General features: G+C 65.5%; 18 protein-coding genes. 6 read left to right on the top strand and 12 right to left on the bottom strand.

Annotated features, from left to right (window positions below; translation table 11 throughout):
• Positions 1-4: 4 nt before the first annotated feature.
• The 8 genes from ACM0O9_RS06370 to ACM0O9_RS06335 all read right to left on the bottom strand — a co-directional run bounded on the left by ACM0O9_RS06370 (position 5) and on the right by ACM0O9_RS06335 (position 7,544).
• A complete protein-coding gene (locus ACM0O9_RS06370; RefSeq protein WP_235649864.1) occupies positions 5-586 on the bottom strand; it encodes a CatB-related O-acetyltransferase in 582 nt (193 codons plus the stop codon).
• The gene (locus ACM0O9_RS06365; RefSeq protein ID WP_235649865.1) at positions 583-1,941 is read right to left on the bottom strand and encodes an ABC transporter ATP-binding protein; all 1,359 of its coding nucleotides are present in this window, start codon (positions 1,939-1,941) and stop codon (positions 583-585) included. Before ACM0O9_RS06365 ends, ACM0O9_RS06370 begins: the two co-directional genes overlap by 4 nt.
• Positions 1,931-2,761 (bottom strand): ABC transporter permease, encoded by an 831-nt coding sequence (locus tag ACM0O9_RS06360; RefSeq protein WP_235649866.1) that lies wholly within the window; start codon positions 2,759-2,761, stop codon positions 1,931-1,933. The genes ACM0O9_RS06365 and ACM0O9_RS06360 overlap by 11 nt, the downstream gene beginning before the upstream one ends.
• Positions 2,758-3,942, bottom strand: a complete 1,185-nt coding sequence (locus tag ACM0O9_RS06355) for a cystathionine gamma-synthase (RefSeq protein WP_235649867.1) — start codon at positions 3,940-3,942, stop codon at positions 2,758-2,760. The genes ACM0O9_RS06360 and ACM0O9_RS06355 overlap by 4 nt, the downstream gene beginning before the upstream one ends.
• A 123-nt stretch (positions 3,943-4,065) precedes the next feature.
• Entirely contained in the window at positions 4,066-5,436 is a 1,371-nt protein-coding gene (locus ACM0O9_RS06350) for a pyridoxal-phosphate dependent enzyme (RefSeq protein ID WP_253136791.1), read from the bottom strand.
• A 300-nt stretch (positions 5,437-5,736) separates the two neighbouring features.
• Positions 5,737-5,973 carry an HP1242/YdcH family protein gene (locus ACM0O9_RS06345; protein ID WP_005407964.1) on the bottom strand — a complete coding sequence of 79 codons (237 nt, stop codon included), beginning with the start codon at positions 5,971-5,973 and terminating at the stop codon, positions 5,737-5,739.
• Positions 5,974-6,297: 324 nt separating this feature from the next.
• The gene (locus ACM0O9_RS06340; protein WP_080375071.1) at positions 6,298-7,182 is read right to left on the bottom strand and encodes an OmpA family protein; all 885 of its coding nucleotides are present in this window, start codon (positions 7,180-7,182) and stop codon (positions 6,298-6,300) included.
• On the bottom strand, positions 7,179-7,544 hold the full coding sequence (locus tag ACM0O9_RS06335; RefSeq protein WP_005415160.1) for a DUF4398 domain-containing protein: 366 nt from the start codon (positions 7,542-7,544) through the stop codon (positions 7,179-7,181). The genes ACM0O9_RS06340 and ACM0O9_RS06335 overlap by 4 nt, the downstream gene beginning before the upstream one ends.
• Positions 7,545-7,665: 121 nt before the next feature.
• Between ACM0O9_RS06335 and ACM0O9_RS06330 the strand changes: the two genes are divergently transcribed.
• The 3 genes from ACM0O9_RS06330 to ACM0O9_RS06320 all read left to right on the top strand — a co-directional run bounded on the left by ACM0O9_RS06330 (position 7,666) and on the right by ACM0O9_RS06320 (position 11,646).
• A complete protein-coding gene (locus ACM0O9_RS06330; RefSeq protein WP_049416904.1) occupies positions 7,666-8,793 on the top strand; it encodes a PilT/PilU family type 4a pilus ATPase in 1,128 nt (375 codons plus the stop codon).
• Between the two features lie 128 nt (positions 8,794-8,921).
• Positions 8,922-10,205, top strand: a complete 1,284-nt coding sequence (locus ACM0O9_RS06325) for a putative DNA modification/repair radical SAM protein (RefSeq protein ID WP_414604100.1) — start codon at positions 8,922-8,924, stop codon at positions 10,203-10,205.
• Complete coding sequence (locus ACM0O9_RS06320; RefSeq protein WP_171956401.1) at positions 10,186-11,646, top strand: UdgX family uracil-DNA binding protein; 1,461 nt, start codon at positions 10,186-10,188, stop codon at positions 11,644-11,646. The genes ACM0O9_RS06325 and ACM0O9_RS06320 overlap by 20 nt, the downstream gene beginning before the upstream one ends.
• A 43-nt stretch (positions 11,647-11,689) precedes the next feature.
• On the opposite strand, the gene maiA is transcribed toward ACM0O9_RS06320, so the two are convergent.
• Positions 11,690-12,358: a maleylacetoacetate isomerase gene (gene maiA, locus ACM0O9_RS06315; protein ID WP_164093326.1), complete on the bottom strand. Its 669-nt coding sequence runs from the start codon at positions 12,356-12,358 to the stop codon at positions 11,690-11,692.
• Positions 12,359-12,372: 14 nt separating this feature from the next.
• The gene (locus tag ACM0O9_RS06310) at positions 12,373-13,362 is read right to left on the bottom strand and encodes a fumarylacetoacetate hydrolase family protein (protein WP_065179110.1); all 990 of its coding nucleotides are present in this window, start codon (positions 13,360-13,362) and stop codon (positions 12,373-12,375) included.
• 904 nt (positions 13,363-14,266) lie between these two features.
• On the opposite strand from ACM0O9_RS06310, the gene ACM0O9_RS06305 reads away from it, so the two are divergent.
• Positions 14,267-15,685: a DEAD/DEAH box helicase gene (locus ACM0O9_RS06305; RefSeq protein WP_005415154.1), complete on the top strand. Its 1,419-nt coding sequence runs from the start codon at positions 14,267-14,269 to the stop codon at positions 15,683-15,685.
• 546 nt (positions 15,686-16,231) lie between these two features.
• Here ACM0O9_RS06305 and ACM0O9_RS06300 read toward each other — a convergent pair.
• Together ACM0O9_RS06300 and ACM0O9_RS06295 are read right to left on the bottom strand one after the other, a co-directional pair.
• The gene (locus tag ACM0O9_RS06300; RefSeq protein ID WP_235649869.1) at positions 16,232-18,826 is read right to left on the bottom strand and encodes a M14 family zinc carboxypeptidase; all 2,595 of its coding nucleotides are present in this window, start codon (positions 18,824-18,826) and stop codon (positions 16,232-16,234) included.
• Positions 18,827-18,900: 74 nt separating this feature from the next.
• Complete coding sequence (locus tag ACM0O9_RS06295) at positions 18,901-21,540, bottom strand: TonB-dependent receptor plug domain-containing protein (RefSeq protein WP_374082979.1); 2,640 nt, start codon at positions 21,538-21,540, stop codon at positions 18,901-18,903.
• Positions 21,541-21,732: 192 nt separating this feature from the next.
• Here ACM0O9_RS06295 and queD point away from each other — a divergent pair, with 192 nt between their 5' ends.
• Complete coding sequence (gene queD / locus ACM0O9_RS06290; protein ID WP_005407953.1) at positions 21,733-22,095, top strand: 6-carboxytetrahydropterin synthase QueD; 363 nt, start codon at positions 21,733-21,735, stop codon at positions 22,093-22,095.
• Positions 22,096-22,212: 117 nt separating this feature from the next.
• Positions 22,213-22,560 carry a phasin family protein gene (locus ACM0O9_RS06285; protein ID WP_065179106.1) on the top strand — a complete coding sequence of 116 codons (348 nt, stop codon included), beginning with the start codon at positions 22,213-22,215 and terminating at the stop codon, positions 22,558-22,560.
• Positions 22,561-23,121 lie beyond the last annotated feature (561 nt).

Genomic DNA, 23,121 nt, shown 5'->3' with positions numbered 1-23,121 from the left:
TCTATCACGTGAGCGACGCCGCAGCGTCCGGGTCGGCCAGCGCGGCCGTAATGAATGCATCGATGTTGGGGCTGCAAAGCAGTGATTCGAACTGCTTGATCCGTTCCACAGGCCAGTTCCACCACGCAATCTGCAGCAACCGCTCAATCTGCAACTCGCTGAAGCGCATGCGCACGACACGACCAGGATTCCCCGCGATGATGGCGTAGGGTGGGACGTCCTTGCTGACCACGGCACCGGCTCCGATACAGGCGCCATGGCCCACGGTCACTCCGGAGAGAATCAACGCGCCGTGGCCGATCCACACATCGTTGCCGATACGGGTCACGCCCTTGCTGTGCGGATGGCCGTCCTGACCCGCACCCGGCGAATTGAACGCGATGCGTAACGGATGGGTGGTAACCCAATCCACACGGTGCTCGCCACCGCCGAAGATCAGTACGTCTTCGGCGAATGAACAGAACGCCCCAACCTCGACACGCTCGCCGGCGCTCCACAGTTTAAAGGTGGCGCCGCCGTAGGTGAAGCGACCGATGCTGACGCGCGGATCGTCGGTGGTCAGCGGTGGAATGAAACCATGGTTCATTCCGCCCCCCCTACACGCTTCATGGTCACCTCATCGAAGGGGATGCCCACCAAGCCATATCGCAGCTTGGGCGAGGCGACCTTGATCAGCACGGCGTCATGCAGCCACGCGTGCTGGGTATTGGCAAACGGATCACCGTCGGCAATGGAAACAGTCATGGAGTAATCGCCATTGGGCAGCATCGGCAACGTGAAGCGGAAACTTGCCTCAAGTGTCGTCCCGGCCTCGACCTGCATCGGTGGCTGAATATAGGTGAAGGTGTGCTCGCCGAACAACGACTGACCCAAACGGTCCTTCACAAAGAAGCCGATCAACGGGCTGGACAGCGCCTGGTGCGCAGTGGCGCGCACACGCAACAGGACATCCTCGCCACCTGCGAACGAGGTGAGTGTTTCCCCATGCGCATCACTGAGCAGCACCGAATCGATGCTGGCGACACCGGAATGCCAGCCAGCCGAATTTGCGACGTTATCGAACATCTCCAGTCGCGTGTCCTGCTCCACCTGCGCCTTGGACCGCGACTTGGCGGGTGACTTATCGCGCGATGCTTGGCGCGAGGTCAGCTTCACCGTATCGCCATATACCTCTTGGGAGCAGTACTCGATGTAAGCATTGCAAGTGTCTTCGGCCGTACCGTGCATGACCATGTCACCACGGTTAAGCCACACAGCGCTCTGACAGAAGTTGAGCACCGAAGACGTGTCATGGCTAACGAACAGCAATGTGCCTGTTTCGCGGAACTTGCGAAGGAAGCGCATGCACTTCTGCACGAAGATCGCATCACCCACGGCCAATGCTTCGTCGATGACCAGTATGTCGGCATCGACGTGAGCAATGACCGCGAACGCGAGCCGCACGTACATGCCGCTGGAGTAGGTCTTCACCGGCCTATCGACAAAGTTGCCGATATCCGCGAATGCAATGATGTCATCAAAACGAGCATCGATCTGCGTGCGCGTTAGGCCCAGGATCGACGCACTCAGGTAAACGTTCTCTCGCCCGCTGAACTCAGGGTTGAATCCTGCGCCGAGCTCCAAGAGAGCCGCAACGCGCCCATTCACCTCGACCGTTCCTGACGTCGCCTGCAGTGTGCCGCATATGATCTGCAGCAGCGTCGACTTGCCGGAGCCATTGCGGCCGATGATGCCGACCGTGTCGCCCCTCTTGACTTCGAAATCGACACCCTTCAATGCCCAGAATTCGTCGTAATAACGGCGAGGCGCCATCCCCACGGCGCGGCGCAAGCGCGGCAGGACAGCCTGCTTGAGCCGCTGATGGGGTTGGTCGTAAATCTGGAAACACTTGGTGACGCCAGTGACCCGGATGGCAACGTCGCTGGACGGATCAGAGGACATCGGCAAACCCCCGGCGCATTTTCTGGAACATCGCGTAGCCAAACCACGCGACAAGCGCGGCTCCCACTGCGTACTTGCCTAGGCCAGCAAAGTCCGGGGCATGCCCCCACAGCAAGACTTCGCGCGCCTGTTCAATGATGAATGTGAGCGGGTTGAGATAAATATATGGCCGCAGCTTCTCCGGCAGCGCCTCCACCGGATAAAGCACCGGTGCCATGAAGAGCATCACGGTGGTGACGATGCCAGTAACCTGGCCAATATCACGCAGATAGACACCCAGCGCAGCCAGCAACCAAGACACGCCCATGGTGCCAACGACCAGCGGAAGGATCACCACCGGCAGCCACAGTGCAGTCACCGGAATCGACCCGCGCAAGATCAAGTGGGCAATGAGCAAGACAACCACCGACACCATCGAATGGAACAGTGTGGCACCCATTGCGACCCATGGCAGGGTTTCCAACGGGAATACGACACGCTTCACATAGCTCGCACTGTTGAGTATCAGCCCCGGCGCTCGGTTGACACATTCTGCGAACACGCCATGCACAATGATGCCGACGAACAGGATGACGGCAAAGTCGCCATGGTTGCTGGTCTCCAGTCCCCAGCGCGCCTTGAATACTACCGAGAACACGAAAGTGTAGACCGCCAGCATCAACAGCGGATTAAAAAAGGACCATGCCAGTCCGAACACAGAACCTCGATACCGGCTGATGACCTCACGCTGAGTCAGCTGCCAAATCAACATGCGGTTGGAAACCAGACTGCGTACAAGCGCGCTCGGCGAGCTGCCAAGTTCGGCGTGGATGTTGCTCATACAACCACACCCTCCAGCGCCCTCTCCAGATCCACCTGCAGATCCCCCAACTCTTCCACACCCACGCTCAGCCGCACCAGCGCATCGCTGATCCCCAGCTGCTCCCGACGCGCCACCGGGATCGAGGCATGCGTCATCACCGCCGGATGGTTGACCAGGCTTTCCACACCGCCCAGCGACTCGGCCAGGGTGAACAGTTCGGTCTTCTCGCAGAAACGCTTGGCGGCCTCGAAACCACCCTTCAGCACGATCGAGACAATGCCGCCGTAGCCGGCCATCTGCTTGCGGGCAAGATCATGCTGCGGATGCGACGGCAGGCCCGGATAGATCACCTTGTCCACCTCGGGATGAGTTTCCAGCCATTTGGCCAGCGCCAGCGCGTTGGCACAATGCGCCTTCATGCGCAGCGGCAGGGTCTTCAGGCCGCGCAGGGCCAGGAAGCTGTCGAACGGGCCCTGCACGCCACCCACCGAGTTCTGCAGGAACGCCATCTGCTCGGCCAGCGGCGCGTTGTCGCCGACCACGACCATGCCACCGACCATGTCCGAGTGGCCATTGAGGTATTTGGTGGCCGAGTGCAGCACAAGATCGGCGCCCAGCAGCAGCGGGCGCTGCAGCATCGGCGAGGCGAAGGTGTTGTCCACCACCACGATCAGGCCATGGCGCTTGGCGATGGCAGCGACCGCGGCGATGTCCACGATCTTCAGCATCGGGTTGGTCGGGGTTTCAATCCAGACCATCTTCGTCTTCGGCGTGATCGAGGCTTCAAAGGCCGCCAGATCGGTCAGGTCGACGAAGCTGAAATCCAGCCCGGCGGTGCGGCGGCGCACGCGCTCGAACAGGCGGAAGCTGCCACCGTAGATGTCGTCCATCGCCACCACGTGGCTGCCGGCGTCCAGCAGCTCGATCACCGTCGAGCTGGCCGCCATGCCCGAGGCGAAGGCGAAGCCACGGGTGCCGCCTTCCAGCGAGGCCACGCAGCGCTCATAGGCAAAGCGCGTCGGGTTGTGGGTACGCGAGTACTCAAAGCCCTGATGCTCGCCCGGGCTGGACTGGGCATAGGTCGAGGTGGCGTAGATCGGCGGCATCACCGCGCCGGTGCTGGGATCGGGCGACTGGCCGCCATGGATGGCCAGCGTGGCCAGGGCCAGCGCGCGGTCGGGCGAAGAGGAGTTGGACATGTCGTTTCCTGAATGGCGCCGACGTGCGGCGCCGTCAAAGGATCGGGAGTCTATCAGCGCAGCCTTAACGAGCTTTGACGCGAATAAACCGGAATTCAGCGGTGAACGGCAGCGATCAGCGGTTTACTGCACGCGACGGCGCAGATAGTTCAGCAGGTCGATGCGGGTGATCAGGCCGAGGAAGGCGTCACCGTCCATTATGATCGCCACCTGCCCGCGGTCGAACACCGGCAGCAGGGCCTCGATCGGCGACTTCACGTCCAGCCGGTCCAGCTTGCTGACCATCGCGGTGGCCACGGTGTCGCGGAAGCGCGCTTCGTCACCATAGACATGCAGCAGCACGTCGCTTTCATCGACGATGCCGACCAGCTGGTCACCGTCCATCACCGGCAGCTGCGACACGTCATACAGCTTCATACGCTGGTAGGCGGTGGTCAACAGGTCGTTCGGGCCGATCACCACCGTGTCGCGCTGGCCGTACGGACGCAGGATCAGGTCGCGCAGGTCACCGTGCTGCGGGCGCTCCAGGAAGCCGTTGTCCAGCATCCAGTAGTCGTTGTACATCTTCGACAGGTACTTGTTGCCGGTATCGCAGACCAGCACCAGCACCTTCTTCGGCGTGGTCTGCTCCTTGCAGTACTTCAGTGCCGCGGCCAGCAGGGTGCCGGTGGACGAACCGCCGAGGATGCCTTCCTTGCCCAGCAGCTCGCGCGCGGTGTGGAAGCTCTCGGCGTCGCTGATGGCATAGGCCTTCTTGACGCGGCTGAAGTCGGAGATCGAGGGCAGGAAGTCCTCGCCGATGCCCTCCACCAGCCAGCTGCCCGACTTGTCGTTGAGCACGCCGTCGTTGATGTACTCGGCCAGGATCGAGCCGACCGGATCGGCCAGCACCAGCTCGGTCTTGGGCGACAGCCTGGCGAACGCACGCGACAGGCCGGTCATGGTGCCGGAGCTGCCGCAGCCGAACACGATGGCGTCGAGGTCACCGCCCATCTGCTCCAGGATTTCCGGGCCGGTGCCGAACTCATGCGCGGCCGGGTTGTCCGGGTTGCCGAACTGGTTGATGAAGTAGGCGCCCGGGGTCTGCTCGGCGATGGTCTTAGCCAGATCCTGGTAGTACTCCGGGTGGCCCTTGGCGACGTCCGAACGGGTCAGGCGCACTTCGGCGCCCATCGCCTTCAGGTTGAAGATCTTTTCCCGGCTCATCTTGTCGGGAACAACCAGGATCAGCTTGTAGCCCTTCTGCTGGGCCACCAGTGCCAGGCCCAGGCCGGTATTGCCAGCGGTACCCTCGACCAGGGTCGCCCCCGGCTTCAGGTCACCCCGCTGCTCCGCTGCCTCGATCATCGACAGGCCGATGCGATCCTTGATCGAACCGCCCGGGTTGGCGCTCTCGAGCTTCAGGTAAAGCTCGCAGACGCCGGTGTCCAGGCGCTGGGCCTTGACGATCGGGGTCTGGCCGATGAGTTCGAGGACGGAAGAATGGATGGGCATTCGGAGGACTTTCGATTCGCGCCACGCAGGGCCGGACCGATGATTATCCGACGGATGACGCTGAATGTCAGGTCGGCGCGGGCATGCCGCCCGCCGTCCCGTAGAGGGATGCGGACGGCCCCGGGTCGACGAGGAGACCGGTACCGCCCGCATCGGTGAGTTGTGCCTGCAGGCCAAGGCACCACCGCCTGTGGTGCCTTGGCGCGGCCGCCTCATCGGCGGTGCCGCGATGCCGGGGCAGGAGCGCCCGGCCGGGCCATCGATGGCCGGGTCACGCCGTTCCGGGCGTGACGGGGTGCGTCAAAGCGTGGGGGACGTCGTTGGGAGCGGTGTTTCGTACATTCGCAGAAGTCGTTGCTTGGCCAGCAGCTTCTCGCGCTTCATGCGACCCAGGGTGACATCATCGATCGGGAGTACACCCAGCTCCGCGTCCATGCACTTCTTGTTCAACTTGCGGTGCTGGTCATGGAGTGCCCTGAACTCCGGATCACGCGCGCGACGTGCGTCGATCTCGCTCTGGGGCTGATCTTCAAACATGATGGACCTCCTTCGACAGATACACGAACGCCCCGGCCGCAAGGCACGGGGCGTTGTTCATGGAGGAGTGCCGGCCGATGGCCACCTGGACGCCTGCAACGACCTGCGGCACTGGCCTGCGCACGTCGATCTGCTGCGGTTCGCGCCCTGCTTGCATCGGCCCGGCCCTCCCATCGTCCGGTCCGCGGCATTGCGTCCCGGACGATTGACCCTACGCCTGCTCAAGGCGGGGTACAAGACCCCTGCGTCAAAAAGACCGAACCCCGCCGGGGCGGGGTTCAGGCTGAATGCTCATCGCAACGAAAAACAAACAATATCAATGCATTACGGCGCGATGATGACCTCGGCCGAGCGCGCCCGGGTGGACGCAGCCTTCTTGCCGCTGACCTGGATCCGGTTGCTGGCGACACCACCCGCGACCAGGGCGTCGCGCAGCGCTTCGGCACGCTTCTGGCCCACGCCGTTGGCGCTGTCGTAGGCCTCGATGCGCAGGCGCCCCTTCTTGCCGATGTTCAGGTACTCGGCCAGGGCCTTGGCCTGGTTGCGGGCGCCACCCGACAGGCTGGAGGCGCCTGCGGCGAACGCGTCACCCCCGAAGGTGAAGACCTCACCGCGAGCGTCGAACTTCGAACCGGGCAGCTTCTGCCCGGACACCAGCTCGGCTTCCTCCCGGGCCAGCCTGGCAGCGTTCTGCTGGGCAGCGCTCAGACGCTGCTGCTGCTTGCCGGCCACGCTGGTCAGGGCATTCTCGGCGTCCTGGCGGGCCAGGGTCTCGGCCTCGGCCGCCTGGCGCAGGCGTTCGGCCTCCTCGGCCTGCATCTGTGCCTGCATGCGCAGCTGCTCGGCTTCCTGGCGGGCACGGGCGGCATCGCGGCGGCTGGCCTCGATCAGCAGGTCGCTGCGGGTACGCTCCAGGCGGTCGACCTCGCGCGCGGCCAGCGCGGTGCGCACGGCGGTCTCGGCAATCTCCACCCGTCGCTCGGCCAGGTACGTGGCCAGCTCCTGGTCGCGGCGCTTGGCCTTGTCCAGGGTGGCGATGGCCTGCTGCGCCTGCATGCGCTCGAAGGCGCCCAGCTCAGCGGTATCGGGGTTGGCCTGGATGGCCATCAGGCGCTGGCTCAGCTGCGCCACCATCGGGTTGTCGGCGGCCGTGGCCAGGGTTGGCAGCGCCAGCAGCGCGGCCAGGGTTGCGGCGGTCATCGGCTTCACCGGCGGTCCTCCCCGGTCGACAGCTGGCGCTGCAGCTGGTTGACCTCGTTGCGGCGCAGCTGCAGCTGCGCGGTGACGGTGGCTTCCTCACTGCGGACGCGGGCCAGGTCGGCATCGGCGGCGGCGCGCAGGGCCATCGCCGGGGCGTTCTTGCGCTCGCGGCGGTCGCCGGCGGCGCGCTGGGCCTGCTCCAGCCCCTGCCGGGCCAGCCCGATCAGGTCCGGGGCGTACTGGTCGGCATCGGCCTGGGTGGCCTTGTCGACCGCCTGCCGGGCCTGCGCCAGTTCCAGGGCAGCGTCCTGCGCCCAGGCGGGGGCAGACAGTGCGAATGCAAACGCCATCACATACAGGCCATGGCGCATTCGTGCGAAGCTAAGTCGTTTCATTGGGGAGGCCGTACCGGTTGTCGGTTCACGGCCATTGTCGTCAAGCCGACACCGTGCTGGCAACGGGCGTCGGCCGTTTCGTTGGGGAAAATTCGCAATGGATATCGGCTACTTCCTGAAGCTGATGACCGAAAAGAACGCTTCGGACATGTTTCTGACCACCGGGGCACCGGTCTACATCAAGATCGAAGGGAAGCTCTATCCGCTGGGCAACACCGGCCTGCCGCCGGGCATGGTCAAGAAGATCGCCTACTCGCTGATGGACGAGGGCCAGGTGCCGCAGTTCGAGCGCGAGCTGGAGCTCAACATGGCCATCGCCCTGCCCGATGCCGGGCGCTTCCGCGTCAACGTGTTCAAGCAGCGGGGCGAGGTCGGCATGGTCATCCGCGCCATCCGCAGCCGCATCCCGAGCATCGAGGAGCTGAACCTGCCGCAGGTGCTGAAGGACGTCATCATGACCCCGCGCGGGCTGGTGCTGGTGGTGGGGTCCACCGGTTCCGGCAAGTCCACCTCGCTGGCATCGATGATCGACCACCGCAACAGCACCACCACCGGTCACATCCTCACCATCGAGGATCCGATCGAGTACCTGCACAAGCACAAGATGTCGATCGTCAACCAGCGCGAGGTCGGCCTGGACACCCACGCCTTCCACAACGCGCTGAAGAACGCGATGCGTGAAGCGCCGGACGTGATCCTGATCGGCGAGATCCTGGATGCGGAAACGATGGAGGCGGCGATCGCCTTCGCCGAGACCGGCCACCTGTGCCTGGCCACCCTGCACTCCAACAACGCCGACCAGACCATCGAGCGCATCCTCAACTTCTTCCCGGAGAGCGCGCACAAGAACGTGCTGATGAACCTGGCGCTGAACCTGCGTGCGGTGATCAGCCAGCGCCTGGTGAAGAACAAGGAGGGCCGTCGCCTGCCGGCCACCGAGGTACTGATCAACACGCCGATGATCCGCGACCTGCTGCGCCGCGGCCAGGTGCACGAGATCAAGGCGGCGATGGAAGCCTCGCTGGAAGAAGGCATGGAGAGCTTCGACCAGTGCCTGTTCCGGCTGGCCAAGGCCGGCACCATCGAGCAGGAGGAAGCGCTGCGCGCGGCCGATTCGCGCGATGGCCTGGCCCTGAAGTTCCGCCTGTCCGAAGGCAGTAGCGGCGAGCACGACCCGTACGCCGATTTCTCGGCAGGCGCACCCAGCATCACCCACGGCTTCTGATCCCACGAAAAAGGGGACGGAGGGGATTAAGTCGTTTGTGCACTTGCGACTGGATCCCCCGTCCCCTTTTTCTGAAGAATTCAGGGGCGGTCTCATCCAATGAGACCGCTCATCCGTAGGTTTCCTCAATGGAAACCATCCGCAAGCTGGCCATTCTGGCTGATGCCGCCAAGTACGATGCCTCCTGCGCCTCCAGCGGTTCGGGCAAGCGCGATTCGCGCGCCAGTGGCGGTATCGGCAGCACCGAGGGCATGGGCATCTGCCACAGCTACACGCCCGATGGCCGCTGTGTTTCGTTGCTGAAGATCCTGCTGACCAACTTCTGCGTCTACGACTGCGCCTATTGCGTGAACCGGGTTTCCAGCAACGTGCCCCGTGCACGTTTCAGCGTGGATGAGGTGGTCACGCTCACCCTGGACTTCTACAAGCGCAACTACATCGAGGGACTGTTCCTGTCCAGCGGCATCATCCGCAATGCGGACTACACCATGGAACAGATGGTGGAGGTCGCCCGGCAACTGCGCGAAGAACACCGCTATGCCGGCTACATCCACCTCAAGACCATTCCCGAGGCCTCGCCGGAACTGCTGGCCAGTGCCGGGCGCTATGCCGACCGCCTGTCCATCAACGTGGAACTGCCCACCGAAGCCGGCCTGAGCGCCTTGGCGCCGGAGAAGACGGTTCATTCCATCCGTGGCGCGATGGGGGAACTGCGCTGGCGCATCGAGGAAGCCAAGGAAGCTCGCAAGGCCCCCGCAGCGGTGGCACCGACGGCCAGCCGCAGCACTCCCCCGCGCCCTCCCCGTTTCGCACCGGCCGGGCAGAGCACCCAGATGATCGTCGGCGCGGACGGGGCAAACGACCAGCAGATCCTGGCCAGCGCCGACAGCCTGTACGGCAACTACCGCATGCGCCGGGTCTACTACTCCGCGTTCAGCCCGATTCCGGACGCCAGCCGGCAGCTGCCACTGCAGCCGCCACCGCTGCAGCGCGAACATCGCCTTTACCAGGCTGACTGGTTGCTGCGCTTCTACGGGTACGGCGTGGATGAGATTACCGATACCACCCAGGACGGCATGCTCGACCTGGATATCGACCCGAAGATGGCCTGGGCAATCCGCCATCCCGAGCGCTTTCCGGTCGATCTGAACCGGGCACCGAAGGAGATGCTGCTGCGCGTGCCCGGCCTTGGCGTGCGCAACGTCAAGCGCGTGCTGATGGCGCGCCGTCACGGGCGGCTGCGCGTGGCCGACATCGCACGCCTGAAGGCACCGATGAGCAAGCTGCTGCCGTTCGTGCTGCTGGCCGACCATCACCCGCGCAAAGCACTGGACGATCCGGCGGCGCTGCGCGCGCAGCTGGCCCCGCCGCCGCGACAGGGTTCGCTGTTCGATGCCCCGTCCGCGGCCTGACGCGCAGCGCTGGTCGCTGCGGGTGGATCCGCCATGGTCGCTGGAGGCCTGGCGCAGCGGTGCGCGCGAAGCCCTGCTGCGCGGCGTCGCGCCGGAGCAGCTGGACTGGCTCGAGGGCAGCGACGCATCACTGCTGGACGCGCCAGCGGTCACCTCGGCGCCCGCACAGGCCGACGCTGGCGCACCGACGGTACCGCGCGACTTCCTGGAGCTGGCGGACACCTGCCTGTGCCATCGCGACGGACAACGCATGGCCCTCCTGTACCGGTTGCTGTGGCGCATCGCCCATGGCGAACGCTCGGTGCTGTCAAACCCTGCCGATGCCGACGTACTGAGGGCGATGTCCATGGCCCAGGCGGTCCGCCGCGACACGCACAAGATGAAGGCATTCGTGCGCTTCCGCGAAGTGCCTGGCCAGCCTGATGCGTTCATCGCCTGGTTCGAGCCACAGCACCACATCGTCGACCGGGTCGCGCCGTTCTTCGCGCGCCGCTTCACCGGCATGCGCTGGGCCATCCTCACGCCTTCGCGCAGTGCCTCCTGGGATGGGCAGGCGCTTGCCTTCGGCCCCGGTGCACGACGCGAGGATGCCCCGGCCGAGGATGCACGCGAGTCGCTGTGGCAGACCTATTACGCCAGCATTTTCAATCCGGCCCGGCTCAACACGCGGATGATGATGCAGGAGATGCCGGCCAAGTACTGGCGCCACCTGCCTGAAGCCCGATTGCTGCCTCGCCTGGTACGCGACGCCGCCGACCGCGTGCAGGAAATGCATGACCGTCCCGCGCAGGCACCGCAACGCAGGATTCCGCTGCGAGCGAACCCTCCGGCATCGGCAGCCGAAGCCAGCAGCCTGGACAATCTGCGCGGGCAGGCCAGCGCCTGCCGCCAGTGCCCGTTGTGGGAGCAGGCCACGCAGACCGTATTCGGACAGGGGCCGGCAGGGGCCGGGGTGATGCTGGTCGGAGAGCAACCCGGTGACACCGAAGATCTGCGTGGGCAGCCATTTGCAGGACCTGCCGGCCAGGTGCTGGACCGCGCATTGGCGGAACTGGGGATCGATCGCGCCACGCTGTACCTCACCAACGCGGTGAAGCACTTCCACCATGAACGGCGCGGCAAGGTGCGGCTGCACAAGCGGCCGGAGAGCCGTCACATCCAGGCCTGCCGGCCCTGGCTGATGGGTGAGATCGCGCGCGTGCGGCCCCAGGTGATCGTGTGCCTCGGCGCGACAGCGGCAGCCTCGGTGTTCGGCCATGATTTCGACCTCTCGCGTGACCGCGGGCGCTGGCACACCCTCGAGGACGGCACGCGCGGCTACGCCACGGTGCACCCGGCATGGGTGCTGCGACAGACCGACGATGCCCGCCGCGAGGAGGCCTACCGGTTGTTCCGCGATGACCTGGCCCGATTGCAACAGAAAGGGGACGGAGGGGATTAAGTCGTAAGTGCATATACGACTTAATCCCCTCCGTCCCCTTTTTTCAGGCGGCGTCGAGCTGGTGTTCCGGGCGGGCGCGGTCGAAGGCATCCAGTGCCTGGCAGGCCGCTTCGATGCGGCGCAGGGTCGGGTACGGTGCCAGGTCCAGGCCGAAGCGGTGGGCGTTGTACAGCTGCGGCAACAGGCAGATGTCGGCCAGGCCAGGGCGGTCGCCGTGGCAGAAGGTGCCGGTGTCGCGGCTGTTGGCCAGCATCGCTTCCATCGCGTCAAAGCCTTCGGCGATCCAGTGCAGGGTCCACTGCGTGCGGGTGTCGGCAGGCAGCTGCAGGTCGCGTTCCAGGTGCTGCATCACCCGCAGGTTGTTGATCGGATGGATATCGCAGGCCACAAGCTGCGCCAGCGCCCGCACCCGTGCGCGGCCCGCAGCGTCGGCCGGCAGCAGCGGCACCTGTGGGAAGCGCTCTTCCAGGTACTCGATGATCGCCAGCGACTGGGTCAGCGTGTGCCCATCATGCAGCAGGGTCGGCACCAGCTGCTGCGGATTGAGCGCGCGATAAGCCTCATGGTGCTGCTCGCCACCGTCGCGCACCAGATGCACCGGCCGCGCCTCCCAGGCCAGGCCCTTCAGCTCCAGGCCGATGCGCACGCGGTAGGCGGCGCTGGATCGCCAGTAGGTGTACAGCACGATGCCGTCGTCGACCGGGATCTCCATCGCCGCCTCCATGCTCAGGGCTTGGCCGCCTGTTCGATGCGCTGCTCGATCGCACCGAAGATGCTGTTGCCGGCAGCATCGAGCATCTCGATGCGGACCACGTCGCCGAAGGACATGAACGGCGTGCTCGGCTTGCCGTCACGCAGGGTCTCGACCACGCGCTGCTCGGCGAAGCACGAGGCACCCTTGCTGGTGTCTTCATTGGCGATGGTGCCCGAGCCGACGATGGTGCCGGCACCCAGCGGGCGGGTCTTGGCCGCATGCGCGACCAGCTGGGCGAAGTTGAACTGCATGTCCACGCCCGCCTCCGGCGCACCGAACCACTGGCCGTTGATGTGGGTCAGCAGCGGCAGGTGCACCTTGCTGTCCTGCCACGCAGCACCCAGCTCATCGGGGGTGACGAACACCGGCGACAGCGCCGAACGCGGCTTGGACTGCAGGAAGCCGAAGCCCTTGGCCAGCTCGCCCGGGATCAGGTTGCGCAGCGAGACATCGTTGACCAGGCCGACCAGCTGGATATGGCCGGCGGCCTGTTCGGGGGTGGCCGCCATCGGCACGTCGTCGGTGATCACCACGATCTCCGCTTCCAGGTCGATGCCGTAGTCCTCGCTGACCACCTTGACCGCATCGCGCGGGCCGTAGAAGCCTGCGCTGGTGGCCTGGTACATCAGCGGGTCGGTATAGAAGCTCTCCGGCACCTCGGCACCGCGGGCGCGGCGCACGCGCTCGACGTGCGGCAGGTAGGCGCTGCCATCGACGAACTCATAGGCACGCGGCATCGGTGCGGCCAGCGCCTGCGGATCGAGGTCGAACACGCCATCGGCGTCGCCAGCGTTGAGCGATTCGTACAGGGCGTTCAGGCGCGGTGCGATGTGGCTCCAGTCCTCCAGGGCCTGCTGCAGGGTGGCGGCGATGCCAGTGGCGCGCACGCCGTGGCGCAGGTCACGCGAGACGACGATCAGGGTGCCGTCGCGGCCGCCTTCCTTCAAAGAACCAAGCTTCATGGGTGGGTGTCCGGAGTCGTGGGCAAACAAGTTTCAAGTGTAATCAAATCTGCGGCGGCGCCAAGCTGCAGCGCGGCATCGGCCCACCCTACCGTAGTGGGGGCTTCGGCAGGGCTTGCAGCCCTGCACCTGCTTCAAGCCAGGGCAACAGCCGAAGCAACAGCAACAGCGGGCATTCCGTGGGATGGCGAGGCACTGTGGGTTTGCGGGGACGCGGTAAACCCATCCATGGGGGCTTGGTCGCGGCATCCATGCCGCTCACACCCCGCAAACCCACAGTACCCCGCCTTCGACAGTAGACCGGTGGCCAATAGATCCACGCTATGCGTGGATGAAATCTGTCAGATTTCGAATGAAATTCCGGGGTCAGATCCGTTTTCCTGCGGAAAACGGATCTGACCCCATGCCATTCCGACAGATCGCGGGAAACTGTCGAAGGCGGGGTGGGTCCGGTGGCGGGAGTGTCCGCGGCATGGATGCCGCGGCCAAGCCCCCATGGACGGGTTTACGGCGTCTCCCACCACCGGACCCACCCCGCCATCTCTCAGGAAACCCGCTTTTGACGTTGACGTCGCTTTGGCCTCTGCGGGTGCAGGGCGCAGCCCTGCAGAGAGCCCCCCTTACCTGAACGGGGCTTTTTGCGCGAGGTCTCAGCCATCGGTTAGACTAGGCAGGTCTGCAGCGGCCGTCCGTTTCCCTCCGGGATCGCCGGCGACCAGGGTCCGCCCTCTTCGCCCGCCCCCACTCCGACGCCGTTCGTCACGCATTCCAGCCTGCGCTTCGTGCCGGCTGCACCCAACTTCTCGCAGCGCGGTTCACGGGAACGCTCCGAGTCAGCCGATCACTTTGATCTGCCCCCGTCTGTCCGCTCGGACAGGCGTTTCTTGTACCTGGAGCAATCTCAATGTCTTTTGAATCGCTGGGCCTGGCGCCCTTCCTGCTGCGTGCGCTTGCCGAGCAGGGCTACGAAACCCCGACCCCGATCCAGCAGCAGGCGATCCCGCTGGCGCTGGCCGGTCGCGACCTGCTGGCCGGCGCACAGACCGGTACCGGCAAGACTGCTGCGTTCGGCCTGCCGTTGCTGCAGCACCTGGGCACCGCCTCGCAGGAGGTGCGTGCCGGCCCGCGCAAGCCGCGTGCGCTGATCCTGGCCCCGACCCGCGAACTGGCCACCCAGGTGCATGACAGCCTGCGCGGCTACAGCAAGTACCTGCGCATTCCCAGCGCCTGCATCTACGGCGGTGTCGGCATGGGCAACCAGCTGGACATCCTGCGCCGTGGCGTGGACCTGCTGGTGGCCTGCCCGGGCCGCCTGATCGACCATCTGGAACGTCGCAGTGTCGACCTGTCCGGCATTGAACTGCTGGTGCTGGACGAAGCCGACCGCATGCTCGACATGGGCTTCCTGCCGTCGATCAAGCGCATCCTGGCCAAGCTGCCGAAGCAGAACCGCCAGACGCTGCTGTTCTCGGCCACCTTCGAGGACAACATCCGCCAGCTGGCGCTGGAGTTCATGCGCAACCCGGAACAGATCCAGGTGACGCCGAAGAACACCGTGGCCGAAACCATCACCCATCGCGTGCATCCGGTCGATGCCGGCCGCAAGCGCGACCTGCTGCTGCACCTGCTGGCGCAGGACAGCCGCGAGCAGACCCTGGTGTTCGCACGCACCAAGCACGGCAGCGACAAGCTGGCCACGTTCCTGGAAAAGTCAGGCATCAAGACCGCGGCGATCCATGGCAACAAGAGCCAGGGCCAGCGCCTGCGTGCGCTGGGCGACTTCAAGGCCGGCCGCGTGACCGTGCTGGTGGCCACCGACATCGCTGCGCGCGGCATCGACATCAACGAGCTGCCGAAGGTGATCAACTTCGACCTGCCGATGGTGGCCGAGGACTACGTGCACCGCATCGGTCGTACCGGCCGCAACGGCGCGACCGGCCAGGCGATTTCGCTGGTGGCGCAGGATGAAGTGAAGCTGCTGCGCGCGATCGTGCGCCTGCTGGGCCGCGACATGGACATCCGCGATGTGCCGGGCTTCGAACTGCAGGTTCCGATCCGCTGGGGCAACAGTGCGCCGGGCAAGGCCGAGCACGATACCGGCGAGCGCGCACCGCGCAAGAGCCACGCACGCCGTCCGCACGGTGATGCACCGCGCCATGCGCATGCCGGCCCGAAGAAGGCCGGCGGTGGCCGTCGCGAGGGTGGTGGCAACGGCCAGCAGCGTGCGGGTGCAGGCGCCGGTCAGGGCCAGCGTCGTGGCGGTGGCGGTAATGGTGGCGGCCGTGGCCGCGGCCAGGGCGGCGGCGGCGGTCGCGCCGGCTGATCCCAGCTGCCAGGGAGGGTGCTTCCCGCTGCGCGGGGGCTATCGAGGGACGGCGCTGACGCGCCGTCCTTTTTTTTGCTGGCTACCGGGTGACAAAGCACGCGGTGGCAGTACCGAGGGCGGATGGGCATGGGGGCAGCGCAGAACACGCTGTAAATACGTCCATGTAAGCTCGATGGCGCCATCCATGGCGCCAACGGTTCTGCGCTGCCCCCATGCCCATCCGCTTCAAGCATTGCCTGCGCCTTCTTCTCCCGCCGGGTAGCCGGGAGAAGAAAGATCAAATTCAAATTCAAATTCAAATTCAAAGTCAAAAGCCGAAGCCGCAATTCCTGGCTTTGCCTTTGCCTTTGCCTTTGCCCTTGCTCCCGCCTTGGGGTCTGATGCGTCCGCGCCCGCAGGAAACTGTCATGGGAGGCAGGGGGCCTCAGCCAGGACCGTTGGCGCCAAGGATGGCGCCATCGAGCCCCCATGGATGGGTTCACGGCGTGTCCTGGCTGAGGCCCCCTGCCTCCCAAGCACAACAACGACTCGGCGCCAAACGCCTCAACCCCGCGCTTTACTCGGATTCACCAGATTCCCGAAGAAGATCGCGTTGATCAGCAGCCGATCCGTACCGTGCCAGTACTTGCGGTGCGCCGGGTCATCGGCAAACAGCACCACGTTGCCCTGCCCCTGCGCCGACACCAGCAGCCACGCGCTGCCCGCCACCCGCGCACGGTTGCGCTCGGAAAGATAGCCATTCACCCGCGGCGGCGTGTCGATGCGTACCACCGTCGAGAATGGGTTCGCACTCGGCTGCAGCGTCACCGTGTTCTCCTTGTTGATCGCCAGTTGTCGGCGCGGCACACCGAACGCCAGCGGATGACTGGTGTCCACATCGGCGCTGAGGATGTTGCCGCTGACCCGCTCGATCGCGGCGATGTCGCGCTGGTCGCCGAATGCACGGCGGCTCTCGTCGGCAGTCTCTTCGTCCTTGCCGAGCTTCTCGCCGTCGGCGAGCTTCTGTTCGATCGCCCACTTCGAGGCACTGCCATAGGTCACCAATGAACCACCGGCCTGCACCCAGCGCTTCAGTGCAGCCACCGCCGCGGCATCGACGCCGGTATAGGTGCCACCGGACAGCACGATCGTGGTGTAGCGGTCCAGCGGCACCTTGGCCAGCTGCTGTGGGTCCAGCTTGCTGGCCGGAAGGTGCAGTTGCTGGTCGAGCAGGAACCAGGCCGAGCCGATCTCGGTGGCGGCCACGCCCTCCCCCATCACCAGCGCAACCGCGGGTTTGCGCAGCGCCTTGATGCCGTCACTGCCCAGATCGATGCCTTCGCGGCTGCGGCCACTGGACAGCGCGTGCACCTGCACACCTGCCTCGCGCGCGGCAGATGTCACTGCCTCAAGCAGCGCCGCGCCCTGCAGCGTTTGCCCGGCAACTGGAATCACCAGGCTGCCGGCGGCGAAGCTTACGTCGCCCTGCGCGGTCGCGGTGGTGAACGGCTGGAATGCCGCACGTGCGCTCACGCCCTTGCCCTGCAGCGCGGCCAGCGCGCGCCCGGCGTTGTAGTCGCGCCAGTCGATCGCGTACGCGAATCCGGCCTGGCCACCCAGCACCGTGCCCTGCTCAGCCGGCAGCGCAGTCACGCGTGCGCCACCCTCGATACGGCTACGGCTGCCGGCGAAAGCCACGCCGTAGGCCGGTGCGATCGCATAGCTGGTGCTGCCGTAAAACACATCCCCCTTGATCGGCGGTGTCTCGGCAAAGATCGAATGCACCAGGCGGAACTGCGCCTGCTGCACCGGCACCACATAGGCGCTGCCGGCATCGAAGCGCTGCCCATCGACGGTGATTGCACGCTCCAGCGCGCGTACCTCGATGCGATGCAGCAGCAACAGTTCCAGCAGGCGGCGGGTCAGCGCCGGATCATGCACATCACCGAACACGAAGCTCTTCACCGGCTGCTGTGCGGCCTGCTTCAGCGCGCTCTGGAAGAACTGCTTCTGCAGGTCGAATAGGCCGCTGCGCTCAGTTACCGCGCCACGCACCGTGCCCAGCCCGGTGGCGACCTGGTTGCGGATGGTGAACGGGAAGGTCAGCAGGCCGTTCACCGATTCCTGCACGCGGCCACGCGAACTGGCCTGCTCGACGGTAACGCCGACGGCACCATGGAAGTCCGGGTAGGTGGAACCGTACACCGGCGAGAAGTTGTCGAAGTTCTCGCCGGTGTAGTACAGCGAACCCAAGGCATCCAGCGCCTGCGCGTGGTACTTGGCCAGGGTCTTGTTGAATTCATACGACGCCGCCGGAATCAGCGGGCTGTGCATGCTCTTCGGCGAGGGCTCGAAGTAGTAGGTGCTGTCCTTGCCCATTTCGTGGAAGTCGATCTGCACGTTCGGGTACCACTGGTGGAACACCTCCACCTTCGGCCGCGAGTCCTGCTGTGTGAGGGCAAGCCAGTCGCGGTTGAGATCGGTGAAGTAGTGGTTGGTGCGGCCCTGCGGGAACGGTTCGACGTGTTCCTTGTCGGCCGGGTCGGCCGAGGCCGGATCGGAGGCCCAGGCGTTGTGCCAGTTGGCCGCACGATCGCGGCCATCCGGGTTCTGTGCCGGATCGAACAGCACCACCGCGTGCTGCAGCCACTGCTGGGTTTCAGCACTGCGGTTGGCCACCAGGTAGTAAGCAGTCAGCATCGCCGCCTCGGCACTGGACGTCTCGTTGCCATGCACGCTGTAACCCAGCCACACCACCACCGGGCTGTCACCGGCCGCGCTGCGCGGTTGCGCCGGATCGGCCAGGGTCGCGTGCTGTTGGCGCAGCTGTTCCAGCCGCGCGTGATTGCCGGCGGCGGTGACGGTGGCGATCAGCAGCGGCCGGCCCTCGTAGCTTCGTCCGATCTCGCGCACGCTGATCTTGTCCGAGCGTCTGGCCAGCTCCTGGAAGTACGCCACCAGTTGGTCGTGCCGGGTGTAGCGGCTACCGATCGGGTAGCCGAGGAACTGCTCTGGCGTCGGCACCGCTGCATCGAAGGCTGCCGCATCCGTGACCTGCGGGAAGAAATAGGCACTCTGTGCCTGCGCCGGCTGCGGGCAGGACAGTACAGTGGCGGCGGCAAGCAGCAACGGAAGAACGGCACGGCGATGCAAGGACACGGTGACTCCCCTGGAACACAACGGCAGACAGTTGCGCGGCCGGTCCCTTCAGGTGGCCGGCCGCGGCGGATGGATCAGAAGCGGTAATCGAAGCCCAGCGTGAAGTAGCGGCCGCGCAGGTCGTACTGGCTGAAGTCGTATGGCGCGCGGATGCCCGGGAACGAGGCGTCGTACGGCGGCGTCTTGTCGGCCAGGTTCTGCACCTTGGCATACAGCGTCAGCTTGTCGATGCCGGTGTAGGCCAGGTACAGGTCGTACTGGCTGTAGCTGCCGACGCGCTGCTGCACGGCCTTGGCTGCGGTGCTGGCTTCCTGGCGGTAGCTGCTGGTGTAGTACCAGGTCACGGCTGCGTTGAAATCACCGTACTTCCAGTCCAGCGTGGTGGTGGCCTTGTCCTTGGGCAGGGTCGCGCCCAGGTTGCTGCCGGCGTAGTCGACCAGCGGGCCACCGACCACGGTCGGGCGACGGTAGTCGCGCACGTGGGTGTAAGCCGAGGACACGGTGAAGTCACCCAGCACCGCGGTCGGGATGCGCTGGCGCAGTTCGACGTCGATGCCCGAGGTCCTCAGCTCGCTCAGGTTCTGGTAGCGGTTGTAGACCGCCTGCAGCTTGCCGCGCTCATCGCGCTGCACCGCGCCAGCCACGTTGTCGTTGACCAGGGTCTGGGTGTTGTTGGTGCCGACCAGGTTGTCCAGCTGGATGCGGTAGTAGTCCACGCTCAGGTTGGTGTTGGCCCACGGCGACAGCACCACACCGAAGTTCACGCTCCTGGTGCGCTCGGGCTTCAGTTCGTTGTTGCCGACGGTGAAGAAGGTCGGGTTCTGCCGCGAACCCGGCACGTCCGGATCACGCGGATCGACCACGCTGCCATAGGCGATGCTGGTGCTGTTGGAGTTTTCCGACAGCGACGGTGCGCGGAAGCCCTTGGAAGCGGACGCACGCACCAGCAGGACATCCAGGGGCTGCCAGCGCAGGCCGATCTTCGGCGAGAATGCATCGCCGAAATCGTCGTAGTGGTCGGCGCGCGCGGCGGCGGACAGCTCCAGCGTCGAGGCCAGCGGCACGTTCACTTCGGCGTAGGCCGCACTGACCTGGCGCTTGCCGTGTACTTCGGCAATGGCCGGGCGCACCTGCAGGCCGGCATCGATCTGCCACGGGTTGTTGGAGTCGAGCTTTTCGCGGCGCCACTCGGCACCGGCCGCGAAGCCGATCTCACCCGCCCAGGTGTGGCCCAGGCTGCCGGAAATCTTTGCATCGATGCCCTGCAGCTTGGATTCGGCCGGACGCAGCGTGGCGATGTTGATCGAGTCGCGCACCGACTGCGGCGTCGCCGCCGGGTTGAGCAGGTTGTAGCTGCCCGTGGCCAGCGCATCGGCCAGCGCCCAGCGGTTGGCGAAGCCGCCGGACACGCTCTCGCGTTCGCTGCTGCGCGCACCGAATGCAGCGACTTCCCAGTCCCAGTTGGCGGTGGTGCCGCGCAGGCCGAACACGCCGCGATAGGCCGTGGATCGGTTGGTCTTGATGGTGCCGCCAAGGTCGAAGAACGTGTACTCGATCGGGATCGCACGGCCGTACGGGTTGTACGGATTGTTGGCCGGCAGCAGCGACGACACCGGCTCGGCCAGGCCGCTGTTGGCGTTCAGTGCGAAGCGGCCGCTCTCCAGGGTGAAGAACGGGCTGCTGCCGAACCACGCGGCGCTCTTGATCTGGCTGTACAGCACTTCGCCGAAGGCCTCGACGTTGTCGTTCAGGCGGAAGGTGCCGTTGGCATAGGCCTGGTAACGCTTGGTCGAGGGGATCAGCGTGGTGAACGGCGCCTGGTTGAAGCCGCAGGTGTCACCGGACAGGCCATCAATCGGCGCGCTGGCAACGCGGGTGGTGCCGGCCGGGCAGTTGCCGTTGGCGTCGAGCATCGGTACCGACACGCCGTTGACCAGGTAGCGCGCACCCTTGGCCGACCAGCCGTTCCAGCGGCCACCCGGCTTGTCGGTGTAGATGCCGCTCCTGGTCAGGTTGCGTTCGTCCTGGTCCAGGCGCTCACGGTTGTACCCCTGCAGGCTGAAGAGGATGTTGTAGCCATCGGTGTCGAGATCACCCAGGCCGCCGACGAACTTCAGGTTCTGCTCGTGCAGGCCGCCCTGGTCGGCACCGCCGAAGCTGCCGCCGATCTCGGCGCCTTCGAAGTTCTGCCGGGTGATGATGTTGACCACGCCGGCCACGGCATCGGAGCCGTACACCGCCGAGGCGCCGTCCTTGAGCACTTCGATGCGCTCGACGGCCACCAGCGGCAGCGCGTTGAGATCGACGAATGTGTCGGACAGACCGCCGGCCGGGAAGCCGTAGTTGGCCAGGCGGCGGCCGTTGAGCAGCACCAGCGTGTTCTTCTGCGACAGGCCGCGCAGGCCGATGCCGGCCGAGCCGGAGGCCCAGCCGTTGTTGGTGGTTTCGTTGGCGGCGTTGCCGGTGTTGGCCGAGATCGAACGCAGCACGTCGGCCACGGTGGCCTTGCCGGTCTGTTCCAGCTGCTGGCGACCGATCACCTGCACCGGGTTGGAGGCCTCGGTATCGGTGCGCTTGATGTTGGAACCGGTGACACGCACGGCGGCCAGGGTGCTGGCTTCGCCACTGGCGTCGGCGGAGGTTTCGGCGGCGGCAGGCAAAGGCGCGGCCAGAGCGACGGCCAGGGCCGCCACGAGCAGGGTGTGCTTGGGCATGACGATGTGGGGGAGGTGGTAAGGACGACGAAGTTCCGCAGTAGTCCATGCCTGGCCGGCGCCCGGCCAATAACATCTCTTCATACGGATATAAGAGAAACTATCATCTCTTCATCCGGATGGAAAGAGTCACTTCACGAAAGCCCGGCGTCCGCTCAGGCTGCCGGGCCGCCTGCGGCGTACAATTGCGCCATGGAAATCTTCAAAGTCTTCATGCTCGAGGCGGCGCACCGCCTTCCCAACGTGCCGCCGGGGCACAAGTGCGCGCGCCTGCACGGCCACTCGTTCCGGGTGGAACTGAAGGTCGAGGGCGAGCCGGGTGCGCAGACCGGCTGGATCATGGACTTCGGCGACGTGAAGGCGGCCTTCCAGCCGATCTACGACCGCCTGGACCATCACTACCTCAATGACATCCCCGGCCTGGAGAATCCGACCAGCGAGAACCTGGCGGTGTGGATCTGGAACGAACTCAAGCCCAGCCTGCCGGCGCTGAGCGAGATCACCGTGCACGAAACCTGCACCTCCGGCTGTCGCTACCGCGGCCCGACGGCCTGATCAACCCATTGATCTGAAAGGCTTTTTAAAGGCGCCCTGAGCGCCTTTGTTATTTTTGTTGCATTGCCGCATCAACGGCGTATGCTGCAATGCATCAAGCCACTCCCTGATGCCCCCATGGCCGCCGCCTTCAGCGATCGCTTCAGTGATGCCACCCGCCAGTTCGCCGCCGCCGCAACGCGCGCAAACCGATTGGCGTTGGAGAACGCGGAAAGCATGTTCGGCGTGCAGTTGAAGGTGATGGAGCGCAACCTGACCGCGACCGGCGGCTGGCTGGGCGAACTGGCCCGCAGCGACGACGCGGCCGGGATGCTCAACAGGGGCGCACAGCTGTGGCAGGACAACCTGCAGCGGCTGGGCCAGGCCCAGCAGGATGTGGTCGGTCTCGGCCTGCAGGCCAGCAAGGCCTGGTCCGAACTGGTGCAGGGTTACAACGAATCAACGGCGGACGCGAGCAACCACTGACGCGACGCAACGCTCATTGCGTGGGTCCCTCCCCCCATGCAATCCGGACCCGGCAGATCCCTCCCTCTGCCGGGTCTTTTTTTGCCTGGTGTTCGGATTCCGAAGTGCGTCTTCGTCCGATGTCTCTGCGAGCTGAGGGGCCCCGCCGTGACAGGCAGGGGCCTGGGCAAATGTCCCCCGGCGCCGGCCGTTGGCCGTCACCTCCTCCTTTACTTTGCCCAGACCCCTGCCCGCCCCGACGAGGCTCGGCTTGCGGTGGGTAGAGCGCAGTGCTCGCGGCAACCTTTCAATGACGCGCCGACGAACTCCGAACGCAGGGCGGAGGCCCTTGCGTACGAAGTAAAGGAGGAGGTGACGGCCAACGGCCGGCGCCGGAGGACATTCGTACGCGAGGGCCTCCGCCCTGCTCCACGCAGAATGAGCCCGCCACAAGCGTGTCTTCGTCTCGATTCCCCGCGAACTGATGGGCCCCGCCGGGGCAGGCAGGGGTCTGGGCAAATGTCCCCCGGCGTCGGCCGTTGGCCGTCACCTCCTCCTTTACTTTGCCCAGACCCCTGCCCG

Source organism: Stenotrophomonas sp. FR012, assembly GCF_047520565.2.
In the GTDB taxonomy this organism is placed as follows: Bacteria; Pseudomonadota; Gammaproteobacteria; order Xanthomonadales; family Xanthomonadaceae; genus Stenotrophomonas; species Stenotrophomonas sepilia.
This window is presented reverse-complemented; position numbering and strand designations above follow the sequence as displayed.

What these genes read in the sequence shown, in the direction of transcription:
- ACM0O9_RS06310 (WP_065179110.1), bottom strand. Translation starts at nt 13,362, where the DNA reads ATGAAGCTTGGTTCTTTGAAGGAAGGCGGCCGCGACGGCACCCTGATC.
- ACM0O9_RS06345 (WP_005407964.1), bottom strand. Translation starts at nt 5,973, where the DNA reads ATGTTTGAAGATCAGCCCCAGAGCGAGATCGACGCACGTCGCGCGCGT.
- ACM0O9_RS06330 (WP_049416904.1), top strand. Translation starts at nt 7,666, where the DNA reads ATGGATATCGGCTACTTCCTGAAGCTGATGACCGAAAAGAACGCTTCG.
- ACM0O9_RS06355 (WP_235649867.1), bottom strand. Translation starts at nt 3,942, where the DNA reads ATGTCCAACTCCTCTTCGCCCGACCGCGCGCTGGCCCTGGCCACGCTG.
- ACM0O9_RS06370 (WP_235649864.1), bottom strand. Translation starts at nt 586, where the DNA reads ATGAACCATGGTTTCATTCCACCGCTGACCACCGACGATCCGCGCGTC.
- ACM0O9_RS06305 (WP_005415154.1), top strand. Translation starts at nt 14,267, where the DNA reads ATGTCTTTTGAATCGCTGGGCCTGGCGCCCTTCCTGCTGCGTGCGCTT.
- ACM0O9_RS06335 (WP_005415160.1), bottom strand. Translation starts at nt 7,544, where the DNA reads ATGCGCCATGGCCTGTATGTGATGGCGTTTGCATTCGCACTGTCTGCC.
- ACM0O9_RS06295 (WP_374082979.1), bottom strand. Translation starts at nt 21,540, where the DNA reads ATGCCCAAGCACACCCTGCTCGTGGCGGCCCTGGCCGTCGCTCTGGCC.
- ACM0O9_RS06320 (WP_171956401.1), top strand. Translation starts at nt 10,186, where the DNA reads ATGCCCCGTCCGCGGCCTGACGCGCAGCGCTGGTCGCTGCGGGTGGAT.
- ACM0O9_RS06350 (WP_253136791.1), bottom strand. Translation starts at nt 5,436, where the DNA reads ATGCCCATCCATTCTTCCGTCCTCGAACTCATCGGCCAGACCCCGATC.
- ACM0O9_RS06285 (WP_065179106.1), top strand. Translation starts at nt 22,213, where the DNA reads ATGGCCGCCGCCTTCAGCGATCGCTTCAGTGATGCCACCCGCCAGTTC.
- maiA (WP_164093326.1), bottom strand. Translation starts at nt 12,358, where the DNA reads ATGGAGATCCCGGTCGACGACGGCATCGTGCTGTACACCTACTGGCGA.
- ACM0O9_RS06365 (WP_235649865.1), bottom strand. Translation starts at nt 1,941, where the DNA reads ATGTCCTCTGATCCGTCCAGCGACGTTGCCATCCGGGTCACTGGCGTC.
- ACM0O9_RS06325 (WP_414604100.1), top strand. Translation starts at nt 8,922, where the DNA reads ATGGAAACCATCCGCAAGCTGGCCATTCTGGCTGATGCCGCCAAGTAC.
- queD (WP_005407953.1), top strand. Translation starts at nt 21,733, where the DNA reads ATGGAAATCTTCAAAGTCTTCATGCTCGAGGCGGCGCACCGCCTTCCC.
- ACM0O9_RS06360 (WP_235649866.1), bottom strand. Translation starts at nt 2,761, where the DNA reads ATGAGCAACATCCACGCCGAACTTGGCAGCTCGCCGAGCGCGCTTGTA.